The 14,014-nt window shown below is 67.8% G+C and carries 12 protein-coding genes; 3 read left to right on the top strand and 9 right to left on the bottom strand.

What is annotated here, in order from left to right; genetic code table 11:
- Positions 1-236 precede the first annotated feature (236 nt).
- Together ACZ5IK_RS13990 and ACZ5IK_RS13995 are read right to left on the bottom strand one after the other, a co-directional pair.
- Complete coding sequence (locus ACZ5IK_RS13990; RefSeq protein ID WP_465488032.1) at positions 237-1,355, bottom strand: transglycosylase SLT domain-containing protein; 1,119 nt, start codon at positions 1,353-1,355, stop codon at positions 237-239.
- Positions 1,356-1,400: 45 nt separating this feature from the next.
- A complete protein-coding gene (locus ACZ5IK_RS13995; protein ID WP_076156274.1) occupies positions 1,401-1,718 on the bottom strand; it encodes a hypothetical protein in 318 nt (105 codons plus the stop codon).
- 197 nt (positions 1,719-1,915) lie between these two features.
- Here ACZ5IK_RS13995 and ACZ5IK_RS14000 point away from each other — a divergent pair, with 197 nt between their 5' ends.
- Positions 1,916-3,802 carry a serine/threonine-protein kinase gene (locus tag ACZ5IK_RS14000; RefSeq protein WP_465488033.1) on the top strand — a complete coding sequence of 629 codons (1,887 nt, stop codon included), beginning with the start codon at positions 1,916-1,918 and terminating at the stop codon, positions 3,800-3,802.
- Between the two features lies 1 nt (position 3,803).
- On the opposite strand, the gene ACZ5IK_RS14005 is transcribed toward ACZ5IK_RS14000, so the two are convergent.
- The 5 genes from ACZ5IK_RS14005 to purD form a co-directional block, all read right to left on the bottom strand.
- On the bottom strand, positions 3,804-4,574 hold the full coding sequence (locus ACZ5IK_RS14005; RefSeq protein WP_465488034.1) for an ESX secretion-associated protein EspG: 771 nt from the start codon (positions 4,572-4,574) through the stop codon (positions 3,804-3,806).
- A 4-nt stretch (positions 4,575-4,578) separates the two neighbouring features.
- On the bottom strand, positions 4,579-6,255 hold the full coding sequence (locus tag ACZ5IK_RS14010; RefSeq protein ID WP_465488035.1) for a hypothetical protein: 1,677 nt from the start codon (positions 6,253-6,255) through the stop codon (positions 4,579-4,581).
- Between the two features lie 10 nt (positions 6,256-6,265).
- Positions 6,266-6,907: a DUF3558 domain-containing protein gene (locus ACZ5IK_RS14015; protein WP_465488036.1), complete on the bottom strand. Its 642-nt coding sequence runs from the start codon at positions 6,905-6,907 to the stop codon at positions 6,266-6,268.
- Positions 6,858-7,244, bottom strand: coding sequence for a type VII secretion target (locus ACZ5IK_RS14020; protein ID WP_020632344.1), 387 nt, complete (start codon positions 7,242-7,244; stop codon positions 6,858-6,860). Before ACZ5IK_RS14020 ends, ACZ5IK_RS14015 begins: the two co-directional genes overlap by 50 nt.
- Positions 7,245-7,374: 130 nt before the next feature.
- Positions 7,375-8,637 carry a phosphoribosylamine--glycine ligase gene (gene purD / locus ACZ5IK_RS14025; protein WP_101611315.1) on the bottom strand — a complete coding sequence of 421 codons (1,263 nt, stop codon included), beginning with the start codon at positions 8,635-8,637 and terminating at the stop codon, positions 7,375-7,377.
- A gap of 176 nt (positions 8,638-8,813) precedes the next feature.
- Between purD and ACZ5IK_RS14030 the strand changes: the two genes are divergently transcribed.
- Both ACZ5IK_RS14030 and ACZ5IK_RS14035 read left to right on the top strand, forming a co-directional pair.
- Entirely contained in the window at positions 8,814-9,932 is a 1,119-nt protein-coding gene (locus ACZ5IK_RS14030; protein ID WP_410601343.1) for a glycerophosphodiester phosphodiesterase, read from the top strand.
- A gap of 171 nt (positions 9,933-10,103) precedes the next feature.
- Complete coding sequence (locus tag ACZ5IK_RS14035; protein ID WP_465488037.1) at positions 10,104-11,642, top strand: amino acid permease; 1,539 nt, start codon at positions 10,104-10,106, stop codon at positions 11,640-11,642.
- Here ACZ5IK_RS14035 and ACZ5IK_RS14040 read toward each other — a convergent pair.
- Positions 11,626-12,843 (bottom strand): MFS transporter, encoded by a 1,218-nt coding sequence (locus ACZ5IK_RS14040; RefSeq protein WP_465488038.1) that lies wholly within the window; start codon positions 12,841-12,843, stop codon positions 11,626-11,628. The two genes, ACZ5IK_RS14035 and ACZ5IK_RS14040, sit on opposite strands and share 17 nt — an antisense overlap.
- Before the next feature lie 141 nt (positions 12,844-12,984).
- Positions 12,985-13,920 carry an LLM class F420-dependent oxidoreductase gene (locus tag ACZ5IK_RS14045; protein WP_465488039.1) on the bottom strand — a complete coding sequence of 312 codons (936 nt, stop codon included), beginning with the start codon at positions 13,918-13,920 and terminating at the stop codon, positions 12,985-12,987.
- Positions 13,921-14,014 lie beyond the last annotated feature (94 nt).

The raw sequence follows: 14,014 nt of genomic DNA on the forward strand, positions 1-14,014 counted from the left end.
CGCGTAGGGGGGCACGGTGCGGTGAGTCGGTCCTGCCTCGTGGCTGGCTTCGGATCACATAGTGACGAAGCCCTGCAGGTGTGTCGCGAAAGCCACTTTCGCGACGTCTGGTGTCCCGAAAGTGGCTTTCGCGACACGCCCCCTGGGCAGCACGAACTTGCGAACACCCGCACGCAGAATCCAGTAGGTACCTAAGACACCCTTGGCTCTAACCGTCCCTACTACTCACGAAGTCTTTAGTAGCCCTGGTATCCACCGCCACCGGCCATCGACTTCAGACCCGGGTGCCCCTCGAACCCGCCGTACCGCGAGAACGTGTACCGCACGCCCGCGATGATGTTGTCGATCGGGTTGTAGATGTCGTCGTGCCCCGGAAGCTTGTGCGCGTTGAAGGTCGGGTCGATGCACTGCATCAGGCCCTTGGACGGAGTCCCCTTCGCCGCGTTGGAGTCCCAGTTGTTGATGGCGTTGGGGTTACCGCCGGACTCCTTCTCGATGATCGTCCAGATCTTGTTGATGTCGGCTTCGGTCACCGGGATGCCGGCCGCCTGCAGGATCTTGATGGCTTCCTGGATCCACTGCTGGACGTTGCCCGGCGGGGTCGTCGACGGCGGACCGCCACTCGACCCGAGGCCGCCACCCCCACCGCCACCACCGCCGCCGCCCCCTCCACCGCCACCTCCGGTGTGGAGACCACCGGTGCGCTTGGGGACGGAGCCGTCCTTGCCGGGCATCGGGACCTTGGAGTAGCCGCCGCCCTCCACGTCCTTCTTCATCAGCTCTTGGGACTTTTTGATCAGTCCGTCCGCCTGGGTCAGCAGTCCACCGATGGATTCGACGGCTCCGCTCGCCGTCTTCAGGTTGGCGGCGTTGGCCGCCGTGATGATCTGGTCGGCGCTCGGGTTCGGCGGCTGCACCTTCTTGTCCGGATTCGCGGCGTCAGCGGCCTGCTGACGAGCCGCCGCGACCTTCGGGTTCTCCGTGTTGATGCACTTCTGGATCGTGTCGTGCGCCGTCTTGTTGGCGTCCTCGATCTTGCCCTTGATGTCGCTCAGCTGGACCTGGAGTTCGCCCAGGTCCTTGCTGATTTCGTCCAGGTGCCCTTTGACGCGATCCCCGGCAGAGGTGATCTGCTTCACGTAGTCGAAAAAGGCGTCGGCCGCGGGCCCTTTCCAGACGCCACCGTTCAACGCGTCGGTGGACGATTTCAGTGAGGCGCTGTGGTCACCGGCCTGCGACGCGGCGGCATGGAATTGGTCCGCGGCCTTCTGAATGGCCTCCGGCTTGATGCCCTCGACCTGCTTCGCCTTCTCGACGACCTGCGGCCAGTTCGGCGGGAAATCAATATCGCCCATAACGCCCCCTAGGAATCAGGCCCCCCAGGGCCGTCTTTCGCGTGCTCACTGCTTGCCGTGCTCGTGCAGCTTGAGGTTGTCGACGTGCACGGCTTCGGTCTCCTGGATCAGCCCGGCGGCCTTGCGCAGCACGAAGGCGGTCGCCTCCATCAGCTTCCCCGCGGAATCGAACTCGTTGTGCACGCCGTCCTTGAAGGAGCCCACAGCGCCGTGGACGTCACCCGAACCGCCCATCGTGCCGAACGGGCTTTCCTTCTCGTCGTCGACGCCGGTGACCTGCTTCTTGGACTTCTCGAACTCGTCCTTGAGCTTCTCCACCTGACCGGCGGCGATCCCCATCGACTCCGGGTCGTACACAGGCACGGTTCGTCATCCCCTTCAGCGCAACACGGAAACTTGTGTCCGCCCGATCTGACGCTTCGGAGATCAGGACGGTTCCCGCGCATACTGTAAGACCTCGACAGCGGGCCGTGTGCGTTTCCACGCCGACTTCCACCCGCCGATAAACCTGCGACCTCCCGGACACGCTTTGTAGCATGCGTCCGGGGAGGGCAGACTTCGTGAAACCGTTGAATCCGGGTGAACCCCGGCAAGTCGGGCGCTATCGCCTGGTCGCTTCGCTCGGCGAAGGCGGCATGGGCCGGGTCTTGCTGGGGGTGTCGCAAGACGGTCGTCTTGTCGCCTTGAAGCAGGTCCATCCGGGATTCGCCCACGACGAGGGCTTCCGTTCGCGATTCCGGCGAGAGGTCCAGACGTCGCGAATGGTCTCGGGCGCCTACACCGCAGCTGTGATGGACGCCGACGCCGATGCCGCGACGCCCTGGCTGGCTTCGGTGTTCGTCGCCGGTCCTTCGCTGAAGGAGGCTGTCGACGCCGCCGGACCGCTACCACCCGCGTCTCTGCGTTTTCTGGCCGTCGGTCTCGCGTCCGCGCTCATGGAGATCCACCGGGCGGGCTTGATCCATCGCGACCTGAAGCCGAGCAACGTCATCCTCACCGACGACGGTCCGCGGGTCATCGACTTCGGCATCGCCCGCGCCGCGGAGGGTGAAACGGACATCACGCATACCGGGTCGATCATCGGCTCGCCCGGGTTCATGTCACCCGAGCAGGCGAACGGGCACCCGATCACCCCGGCGAGTGACGTCTTCTCTCTCGGCGCCTTGCTGGTCATGGCCGCGACCGGACGAAGCCCGTTCGCCGGCGCTTCCACCCCGCAGACGCTCTACAACGTCGTGCACAGCCACCCTGACCTGCGGATGGTGCATCCGGACGTGCGACGGCTCGCCGATCCTTGCCTGGCCAAGAATCCGGCTGCACGACCGACGCCCTCACAGATCCTGGACTTCTTGGGGCCGATCACTCCCAGCGCGACGCCCTGGCCTGCGGCGGTGCATGCCTCGATCGCTCGCCAGAAAGCAGACGTCAGCACAGCGTTGTCCCTTCCCGCCGACGTGCCACGGCCACGGAAACGCCGGACGCCGTTGCTGATCGCCGGAGCGGTGACGGCGGTCGTCGCAATCGCTGCGACAACTGGTTTCATCGCGGTCAGCCGTGATGATGGGGCAGCGAAAGCTCAATCGTCTCCGGAGTCGGCCGCACATCCGCCGGCCCCGACACCGTTCAGCCCCGAGCACATTGGTCGCATAGACACCTGCAAACTGCTGAAGAACAACTCACTACCCAACAGTGGGCCGGTAAAAGAACCAGAAAGCGGACTCAGGTTCTACCACTGCGCTCATTCGATCGGCGAAACTGCAGACAAGTCCGAGAGCAGCAGGATCGACATAGGACTAGCGACAAGGCTGACCGACTACAAGGGTGAACGAGTGAAGCTACTCGGAACCGATGTCGTCAAGCATCTCGACGGCAAGACCTGCAGGCTGATCGCCGTGAACGAATCGATGCCACGATTCGGGATCGCGACCTCGGCTTCCCGAGACACCGGGGACAGCTGCGAGACCCCACTCGAAGCCCTTAGGGTGGTTCTCGACCAGATTCGCTCCGGATCCGCCCCGCTCCGCCCGACACCACCCGATTCCGCTCTGGCCATCGACTTGTGCAGAACAATACCCGGCGCCGACGTCACGTCGATCGCACGGGAGCCTCTCGAGAATTTAATACTGAATTTCCAAGAATGCGACTGGGTGGGCAAGAAGAACAGTTTCTATCTCAAACTGCAAAAAGGCGAGGGAGAAGCTCACGGCGCGACCGGCCAGAAGCGAATCGAGATCGCGGGAAAGCCCGCCTACGAAGGCTCTCGCAACGGCCCCGGTGTGATGGACGACTGCACGATCACCTGGACCCACCGCAAGATCGACGAATTCACCACCGAGGAACTCGAAGTACGCGTCGTACCTCAAGATGAGGTCGCCGACCCTGGCCCGATGTGCCGCACAGCCGAGGAGTTCGCCGAGCTCGTGATCGCCAAGCTGCCCAAGCCCTGACTCAGAAATCGGCGACTTCCCGGATCCTCGTCGCCAGCAGGTGGTTGTCCGCCGGGGTGATGGTCGCCCAATCCCGTCCGTCCCGGTTCCGCGCGACCTGGAACAGGTACCGCCCGGCGTCCGTGTCGTAGAAGGCGACCACGCTGCCCGCGCGGCGAGGGCGGCCGTCCCGGCCCGCGCGTTCGATGCCGAACTGGCCGCGTGCCTCCTGGCCGAGCAGCATGCCCGCCACCTCCTGGGCCTGCCACAGGGGGACGTCGAGGTCTTCCAGGGCGGTGACCATCGCTTTCGCGTCGCCGCGGGCGGCGGCATCGGCGTCGCGGAGGACGTCGTGCGGGATGCTGATCGACTGGCCGACGCCCGGGCCCAGATCGCCCGCGACCGAGACGGCGGCCTCGGCGAGGGAGCTTTCACGGGCGGGGATCAGCCACACCTGGCCGGAGTCGATCACGCCGAGCAAGGCCTGGTTGCCGACGCTGACCGCCTGCCCCTTGATCTCGCGATCCGTCCACACCCAGACGTCGATCGCGAACCGGGGGTGCGCGAACAGGTTCAGCATGTCGACCAGCTCGCCCGACGCCTGGTGCCCCCGCGCGAGGCCTCGCTCGCGCAGGGATTCCCAAGCCTCTTCGATCAGTGCCGCCCGCTCCGTATGGGTCGTTCCGGGGCTCGGCACGTCGAGTGCGACATGGCGGCGGGGCAGCCGTTCGGCTTCCCAGAGCATTTCGAACTCGAGTGCGGACAGCACCAGGCTGCCGTTGTCGTTCGGCACAGGTTCAGCGCGCTTCCCGGTTGCCGTGGTCACCGATCACGTCGGGCGACACCATGCGCTCGTCGGTGAACAGGTCCTTGTCGTCGACGCCGTAACGCCTGATGTGCTCGGCGTCCTCTTCGACGTCCTGAGTGGCCGCGCGCTCCATGAACTTCGACTCGGCCTTCGGCTGCTTCGCGCCGATCTTCTCCGAGCGCCGCATGGCCTCCTCTTCGGGAAGCTCGCCGATCGGTAGCTGACGGGTCGGCTTCACGACGCCGCCGCCTTCCTGACGGGAGCGGCGATCACGTTCCTTGTCGCCGCTCAGCGCACCACCCGCGACACCGGCGCCGAGCGCGGCCGCACCGGCGCCCAGGTCGCCCGCGGCCGGGCCGGTGATCTTCGGGACGGCGGGGAAGCCGCGGCCGGACTCGTTGCCTGCGGCCAGTGGCGCCTGCGGTCCGGCGCCGACCGAACGGCCCTTGCCGAGTGCCTGGTCTCCGCCACCCTGGCCACCGCCGACACCGAAGACGCCGGGACCGGAGCTGGAGCCGGGGCCCTTGCCGAGAACGCCGTCGACACCGGGGCCGGTGCCGAACGACTTGCCCGGCGGCAGCGCGGACGTCGTGCTGTTGCTCGGCGGCAGGCTTCCGGTGGACTGGCCCGGCGGGACGTTCGTGGAGCCGGGAGGCAGGTTCGGCGCACCCGGCGGGATGAACGGCGGCGAGGCGGGCGAGCCGGTGATCGGGTACGACGGCCTGCCCGGTTCGGGCTGCGGGGAAGGCCGGTTCGGCGTCACCCAGCCGCTACCGGGTGCGGGCGCGGGCCTCGAAGTGCCGGACGGCGTTGTCGGGGCGGCGGCCGCGGGGGCCGTGGCGCCGCCATGAGACACCGAGGAGCCGGTCTTCCGGGCAGGAGGGCTGCCGACGGCGACACCGTAGGCCGGGGTCGGCGCGTCGTAGGACGGCGACTTCGGGTTACTGACGGGCTGCACGACCGGCGGCACGTACTTCGACTCGACGGCGGCCGACGCGGGCCGCACGCTGCCGTCCGGGGTCAGATCCGTGGCCGTGCCCGCGAGGTCGAGCGTGCCCGAACCGCCGCCCGTTCCGGCGGCGGTCGTGTTCTGGGTCAGGTTCATCGTCTGCGGATCGGCCAGCGTGTCGGTCGTCAGCAGGTTCTCGCCGCTCGTCTTGGCGTAGTCGTTCAACGCCTCCTGCGCCTGCGCCCGCGCGTTGTTCGCGGCGCTGACGCTCTTGGCGTGGTCGGTCTCGAACCCGATGAGGCTCAGCACGACGTCGCCGAGGGTCAAGCCGCCCGCGCCCTTCCTGACCACTTCCGGGTCGGGAAGCTTGTGCAGCGTCCGGTTGAAGGCCTCACCCTGGGCGAAGATCATCTCCGCGGAGTGCGAGACCTTCGAGTTCGCGTCCTGGGAGAAGCCCGCCTGCTCGGTGAACACCTGACCGGCGGCGCCACCCGCCTCGCTCTGCCATTCCACGCCGAGCTTGCCCAGCTCGTCGCGCAGCGTCTTGTCGGTGTCGGCGAGCGCCGACGCGACGGACTTCAGCGCGTCGACGGCGATGCCGATGCTGCCGGTGCCGTCGCCGCTGCGGAAGCGCTCGATCTCGGTCGCGATCCCGGTGTCGGTGTAGCCGTCGAACCGGAGATCGCGGAGCTTGCCCGCGAGGTCGGAAACGTTCACGGCGCCCTCCCTAGTTGCGTGCTTTCAAGGTCTGCAAAGCCAGATCGGCCGCCTGCGCGGACATCTCGCACAGCTGCGGCATGGTGAACGCGCCGGCGGTGACGGTGACGGCCCGCACCGCCAGCGTCTGTCCCCGGGCGACACCGACGAGCGTTTCGCAATCGCCCGGTTTCCCGGCGTCGCGGTAGCTCGTGACGGCGGGAAATCCGCCGACCGCCTTCGGTTCCGTCGTCATGCTGTTCTTGCGGCGCTTGCCCGTGAACCACTCTTCGACGTCCGCGGTGACCGTGCGGACGTAATAGGTGTGGAAGGGCTCCGCCGCGTCCGCGTCGAAGACACAGGTCGGGCCGTCGATCGGTTCCGCGGCCGCGCGCGGCTTGCTGTTGATCTTGAGCTGGTCGAGCTGCGGCGTGGTGACCAGGGCGCACGGATCGACACCCTGCAAGCTCAGTTCGGCTGGCCTGGCGGGCAGCGCGGACGCCTTGGCGCCCTGCGTCGCCGACGCCAGCGCCGGTTCCTTGGGGAAAGCCTGCCCACCCGTGTCCGTGGCGCATCCGGCCAGCACGAGGGTGAGCACCCCACCGGAGACCAGCACGCGAGGCCTACGCCCGGTGTACACCACGGTCCCCGAACGCGGCGGCCTTGTCCGCATCACTGGTCTTGTACTCCTTGGCCGCCGTGCGGAGCTGGTTGACCAGTCCCCGCAGACCGGCCACGTAGGCCTTGACCTGCGCGGCGTACGACTGGTCGCCGTCGGCCACCAGCTCGTTCCAGACACTGGTCGAGTGCACGCTCACGGTGTCGTTGGCCGGGGTGTCGATGCGCAGCTGGTCCAGCCGGGTCAGAAGCTTGTCCTGCAGCGCGTCGACCTGCTCCTCGACGATCTTCGCCACTTCGAGCAGCTTCGACGGATCCACTCTGATGTCGGCCACCGACGGCGGTGTCGGGACCGCCGACGTGAGGTCCTGGATCTTGCCCGATGCTGCCATTCCCCACCCCTTGATACGCACGGTGACCGTCCGTCCCGTCGAGGCTACCAACGCCTATGTATCGCGCGCCTAAGCTTCACAGGAAATACCGGGTTAGACGTACCCAGGACCGGGACGGTTCCGCCCGAATTCAGGAGACCGGGGTGGCGATCTCTCCCTTGGCGGCGAGCAGGGCGATGTCGGTGCGGTGGTGCGAGCCGGCCAGGTGGACCTTCTCGACAGTCGCGTAGGCGTCCTTGCGGGCGGCCTTCAGGTTCTTGCCGGTGCCGACGACCGACAGCACGCGGCCACCGGAGGAGACCACGGCGCCGTCGTCGCGGCGGCGGGTCCCGGCGTGGAGCACGCCTTCGATCTCGCCACCGGTGATGACGTCACCGGTCCTGGGCTTGCCGGGGTAGCCGTCGGCGGCGAGCACGACGGTGACAGCCGCGCCCGAGTCCCAGTCCAGCGGCGGCAGGTCGGCGAGCTTGCCGGTCGCCGTCGCGTGGAGGACCTGGCCGAGCGGGCTGCGCAGCAGCGCCAGGACGACCTGGGTCTCCGGGTCGCCGAAGCGGCAGTTGAACTCGATGACCTGCGGGCCTTCGGAAGTCAGCGCGAGACCGGCGTAGAGCAGGCCGGAGAAGGTGGCGCCGCGGTTGTCGAGTTCGTCGACCACGGGCTGGACGATCCGCTCGACGACGTCGTCGACCAGGTCCTTCGGCGCCCACGGCAGCGGCGCGTACGCACCCATGCCGCCGGTGTTCGGACCGGCGTCGCCGTCGCCGACGCGCTTGAAGTCCTGCGCGGGCAGCATCGGGACGACCGTGCGGCCGTCGACGAAGCAGAAGAGAGAGGCCTCCGGGCCGTCCAAAAAGGACTCCAGGAGTACGGGGTGACCGCCGTCGAGCAGCATGAGGGCGTGCTTGCGCGCGACGTCGACGTCCGTGGTGACCACGACGCCCTTGCCCGCGGCGAGGCCGTCGTCCTTGACCACCCAGGTGGGGCCGAAGCGGCTGAGCGCGGCGTCGAGGCGGGCCGGGTTGTCGACGACCTCACAGTGCGCTGTCGGCACCTTCGCGACGGCCATGACGTCCTTCGCGAACGCCTTCGAGCCCTCGATCCTGGCCGCGGACGCGGATGGGCCGAAGCAGGCGATGCCCGCCTTCCGGACCGCGTCGGCGACACCCGCCACCAGCGGGACCTCGGGACCGACCACCACCAGGTCCGCCTGCCACTGCTTGGCCAGGGCGGAGACCGATTCGGGATCGGCCGCGTCGACACCGAGCTGCTCGGCCACCGAAGAGGTGCCGGCGTTGCCCGGGGCACAGGCCAGTGCGGTGACGGAAGGGTCTTCCGCGACCGCGAGGACAAGTGCATGCTCACGGGCGCCGGACCCGATTACCAGTACGCGCACGACGCACAGGGTAACCGTGCCGGTGAGCCCCGAACACGTCGCCGTCCTCGAGCGGGTGGTTCCATCCGGCGTTCACCCGGCGGTCAGCGCTCCGCCGGTCCGTCTTCGCCGTCCGGACGCCTCCTGCGTCAAGGGTGGCGCGGTACCCCGAGTTCAAGCGAAAGAGGTTACCCACCATGCGAAAGCGCCTGGGCGTGCTCGCCCTGTCCGGTCTCGCCGTACTCAGCGTCACAGGGCTGGCCGGCGCCGCCGAGCCGGGTGCCCAAGATGTGTCAGCACAGGCCAGGGGTCACGATGGGCCGGTGATCGTCGGACACCGCGGCGCGCCGGGCTACCGCCCGGAGCACACGCTCGCCTCGTATGAGCTCGCCTACCGCCAGGGCGTCGACTGGGTCGACGTCGACCTCGTGCCCACCAAGGACGGCCAGCTGGTCGCCCGGCACGAGAACGAGATCGGCGGGACCACCGATGTCGCGAAGCACCCCGAGTTCGCGAACCGGAAGACGACGAAGGTCATCGACGGCGCGTCGTTCACCGGCTGGTTCACCGAGGACTTCACCCTCGCCGAGCTGAAGACGCTGCGCGCGACCGAGCGGATCCCGCAGCTGCGGCCGAACAACAAGATCTACGACGGCCGGTACCGGATCGCCACCTACCAGGAGGTGCTCGACCTGACGCGCCGGCTGGGCCGCGAACTGCGCCGTGAGCTGGGGACCTACCCGGAGATCAAGCACTCGACGTACTTCTCCTCGATCAAGAACCCGACCGAGCCGAAGCTGGTCGAGCTGCTCAAGCGCAACGGGCTCAACCACCCGAAGGCGCCGGTGATCATCCAGTCGTTCGAGGTGTCGAACCTGATCGCGCTTTCGCGTCAGGTCCGGGTGCCGCTGTTGCAGCTGACCTCGGCGACCGGTGCCCCGGCCGACTTCGTCGCGAAGGGCGACCCGCGGACGTACGCCGACCTCGTCACCCCGGCGGGCCTGAAGGAGATCTCGAAGTACGCGGACTACCTGGGTCCGGAGAAGGCGCAGGTCATCCCGGTGGTGAACGGGGCGCTGGGCGCGCCGACCAAACTCGTCGCCGACGCGCACCAGGCCGGGCTGAAGGTCGGGCCGTACACGTTCCGCAACGAGAACAACTTCCTCCCGCAGAACCTGCGCTCGTCGGCGAACCTCGCCGAGTACGGCGACGCGTTCGCCGAGCAGGAGGCGTTCCTCAAGGCGGGTGTCGACGGGTACTTCGCCGACCACCCGGACACGGCGCTGGAGGCCGTGAAGGCGTTCCGGGGGCGCTGAGCCTCACCTGAAGTGCCATGAAAGTCCCCTTCATTGCAAATTTTGCAATGAAGGGGACTTTCATGGCATCTGGGGCGGGTTTCTTGACGGGACCTTGACATGCGCAGGTCGGCGGGCCTAATTTCGGCGGATCTCAATGGTCTGTCCGCATACCTTTTAAGTGGGTGCCCGATGGATGTCTCAGACGCCCGTGCCGCCGAACCCGCCGACGAAGACAGTGCCCGGCTCCACCAACTCGGCTACGCGCAGGAACTCCGGCGCACGATGTCGACCTTCTCCAACTTCGCCGTCTCGTTCACGATCATCTCGATCCTCTCCGGCTGCCTGACCCTCTACGGGTTCGGCATGAAGACCGGTGGTCCCGCCGCGATGATCTGGGGCTGGCCGCTGGTCGGGCTGTTCGTCATCCTGGTCGGGCTGGGCATGGCCGAGGTCTGCTCCAGCTATCCGACCGCGGGCGGGCTCTACTACTGGGCCGCGAAGCTCGCCCCGCGCAACGGCGCGGCGTGGGCGTGGTTCACCGGCTGGTTCAACCTCATCGGGCAGATCGCGGTCACCGCGGGCATCGACTTCGGCGCGGCGCTGTTCCTCAACGCCTTCCTCGACCTGCAGTTCGGCTTCGAGGCGACACCCGGCAACACGATCCTGCTGCTAGCGATCATCCTGGTGATCCACGGCCTGCTGAACACCTTCGGCGTCAAGATCGTGGCGCTGCTGAACACCGTCAGCGTGTGGTGGCATCTCGCGGGCGTGCTGGTCATCGTCGGGGTGCTGGTCATCGTGCCCGAGAAGCACCAGGACGCGTCGTTCGTCTTCGGCGAGTTCGTGAACAACACGGGCTGGGCGTCACCGGTCTACGTCTTCTTACTGGGCCTGCTGCTCGCGCAGTACACACTCACCGGGTACGACGCCTCGGCCCACATGACCGAAGAGACCAAGAACGCGGCGAAGGCCGGGCCTCGCGGGATCGTCAACTCGATCCTCGTCTCCCTGGTCGCGGGCTGGATCCTGCTCATCGGCCTCACCTTCGCCATCCAGGACTACGAGGGCGCCGCCGGTTCCGAGACCGGGGTGCCGCCCGCGCAGATCTTCATCGACGCGACCGGCGCGACGACCGGCAAGTTCCTCTTGCTGATCTGCATCGGCGCGCAGTTGTTCTGCGGGATGGCGTCGGTGACCGCGAACTCGCGGATGATCTACGCCTTCGCCCGCGACGGTGCGATCCCGGGGTCGAAGTTCTGGCACCGCATCAACAAACGCACCCAGACACCGACCAACGCGGTGTGGCTGGCCGCGGGTGGCGCGCTCCTGCTCGCCCTGCCGTACCTGTGGAGCGCGACCGCCTACGCGGCGGTGACCTCGATCGCGGTCGTCGGCCTTTACGTGGCCTACGTGATCCCGGTGTTCCTGCGGGTGCGCAAGGGCGACGACTTCGAACCCGGACCGTGGAACCTCGGCCGCTGGGGCAAACCGGTCGGCATCGTCGCGACCGTCTGGGTCTGCTTCATCTTCGTGCTCTTCATGCTCCCGCAGGGATCACCGATCACCATCGACAGTTTCAACTACACGCCGATCGCCTTCCTCGTCGTCCTCGGTGGTGCGGCCGTGTGGTGGTTCGCCTCGGCCCGCAAGTGGTTCACCGGCCCGAAGGTGCAGGGTTCGGAGGCGGAGCTCGCCGCCGTGGAGAAGGAACTCAAGGAACTGGGGTAGCGGTCTCCTGGGCGCGGCCGGCGCGGACTCCGGTCACCGCGGCCGCGCCCAGCGCACCGACAGCGGCGAAAGCGTAGAAACCCCACGGGTACGCGATCCCGGCGGTCAACAGCGCGCCGCCGAGGATCGGGCCGCTGATCGCGCCGATGCGGCCGACACCCGCGGCCCAGCCGATCCCGGTGGCGCGTTGCCAATCCGGGTACGTCTTCCCGATGTACGCGTACACGAGCACCTGCGCGCTGAACACGAACCCACCGGTGAGGAACACGGCCACGTACAGGCCGACGGCGGGCAGCTTCACGCTCAGGAGGGCCAAGAACACCGCCGCGCCGAGGAACCAGAAGATCACCGCCGGCCGCACGCCGACCTTGTCCGCCACCCGGCCCGCGACGAGCAGGCCGACGACACCGCCGAGGTTCAGCGTGAGCAGCAGCCCGAGCGCCGCGCCCAGCGGATAACCGGCCTGGCGCATGATCTCCGGCAACCAGGTGTTGAGCCCGTAGACCAGCAGCAGTCCCATGAACGACGTCACCCAGAACGCGATGGTGGCCCGCAGCAGCCCGCCGCGGAACAGTCCGCCGACGACCTGCGTCGCCGACTTCTCCTGCGTCTCCCTCGCCCGTTCGAAGGACTCCGACTCGGGCAGATACTTGATCATCAGCGGTACCAGCACGAGCGCGGGCAGCGCGCCGGCGACGAACATCGCGCGCCAGCCGAGCGGCTGGATCAGCCAGATCCCGAGCAGCGCCGTGAGCACCGCGCCGACGTGGTAGCCGGTCATCACCGTGGTGGTCGCGCTGCCACCCTTTCCCTTGCGGGCGTACTCGGTGACCAGCGCGATCGCCGTCGGGAGACAGCCGCCGAGGCCCAGCCCGGCGAGGAAGCGGAACAGGCCGAAGACGAACGCCGAGGGCGCGATCGCGCACAGCGCGGTGCACACCGAGAAGGCGGCGACCGCGATGATCAGCGCCTTCCGGCGGCCGATGACGTCGGTGATCGTGCCGATCGCCATCGCGCCGATCATCATGCCGATCAGGCCGAACGTCGAGATCACCGACGCCGTACCCGGCGTCAGCCCCCAGACGTGGTCACGGAGCAGTGCGGGCAGCACCGTACCCAGGACGACCAGGTCGAATCCGTCGAGCAGTACCGCCGTCCAGGCGAGCGGTACCACCCACGAACGGGCCGCGGCAGGGGACATGGGGACCTCCAGCTGTGTTCGCTATGCGCACGAGTATGCACAATACGAACGCTGTGAGCAAGGCCACTGGACCCCTGGACGTCAGGAAAGGGGCTTTCAGGACGAAAAATGTCCTGAAAGCCCCTTTCCTGACACTGCGGGCTAGCGCTTCACGAGGTCCCCGAGAACGCGCCAAGTACGAAGCCGCTCCTCGGAGTTCCGAATGCCGCTCTGGGTCGCGACGACCTCGGTCGCCCCGGCGTCGAAGTACCGGCGGATCTCGGCCGCGACCGTCTCCTCGTCCCCGGCGATCACCAGCTCACCGGCGGAATCCACGCCCTGGACGTCGAAGACCGCGCGATAGGACGGGATGTCGCGGAAGAACGCGTACTGCCTGTCGACGATGGCGCGGATGGCGTCGGGGTCATCGGTCACGACCACGGGCACCATCGCGATGACCCGCGGCGCCGGACGTCCCGCGGCGGCCTTGGTGATCTCCGGGACGATCAGCTCCGAGAGCGCCTTCGGCCCGGCGAGGAACGGGATCGTGCCGTCGGCGAGTTCACCGGTGACGCGCAGCGCCTGCCGCCCCATCGCGGCGATGATCAGCGGGATGTCCGAAGAGCCCGCGACCGAGAGCGAAGCGGCGAAGCCTTTGGCGTGCGCGCTGACCGTCTCACCCTCGAAATCGACTTCGGCGCCTTCGAGCACTTGCCGGAGGATCGTGAGGTACTCGCGCAGGTGCTTGATCGGCGACGGGTACTCGATGCCGTACGCAGGTTCGAGCCAGTTCTTCGCGCCGGTTCCGAGGCCGAGCGCGAACCGGCCGCCGGTGGCGGCCTGCGCCGTCTGCGCGAGGCCGGTGATCAGCAGCGGATGTCGCGGATAGATCGGGACGACGCCGGTCCCGACGGTGATCCCCGGTACGGCGCGGCCCGCGAGGGCGGCGACGGTGATCGCGTCGTGCTCCATCTGCTGGGAGAACCAGGCGGACGTCAGCCCGGCGTCGGCGGCCTGCTGGGTCTGCGTGACGAGTTCGTCGACGATGTTGACGGCGTTCGCGGTGTCCCCGGACGGGAGTGCCACTCCGATGGTCATGTCCAACGCTAACCACGGTGTCGAAAGGATATTTCGCCGTTCACCAGCTGAGATCACGCGCGCGGTTTCGCGCGTTGCCGCACCCTGGGCGCTG

The organism is Amycolatopsis sp. NPDC031561, assembly GCF_055580625.1.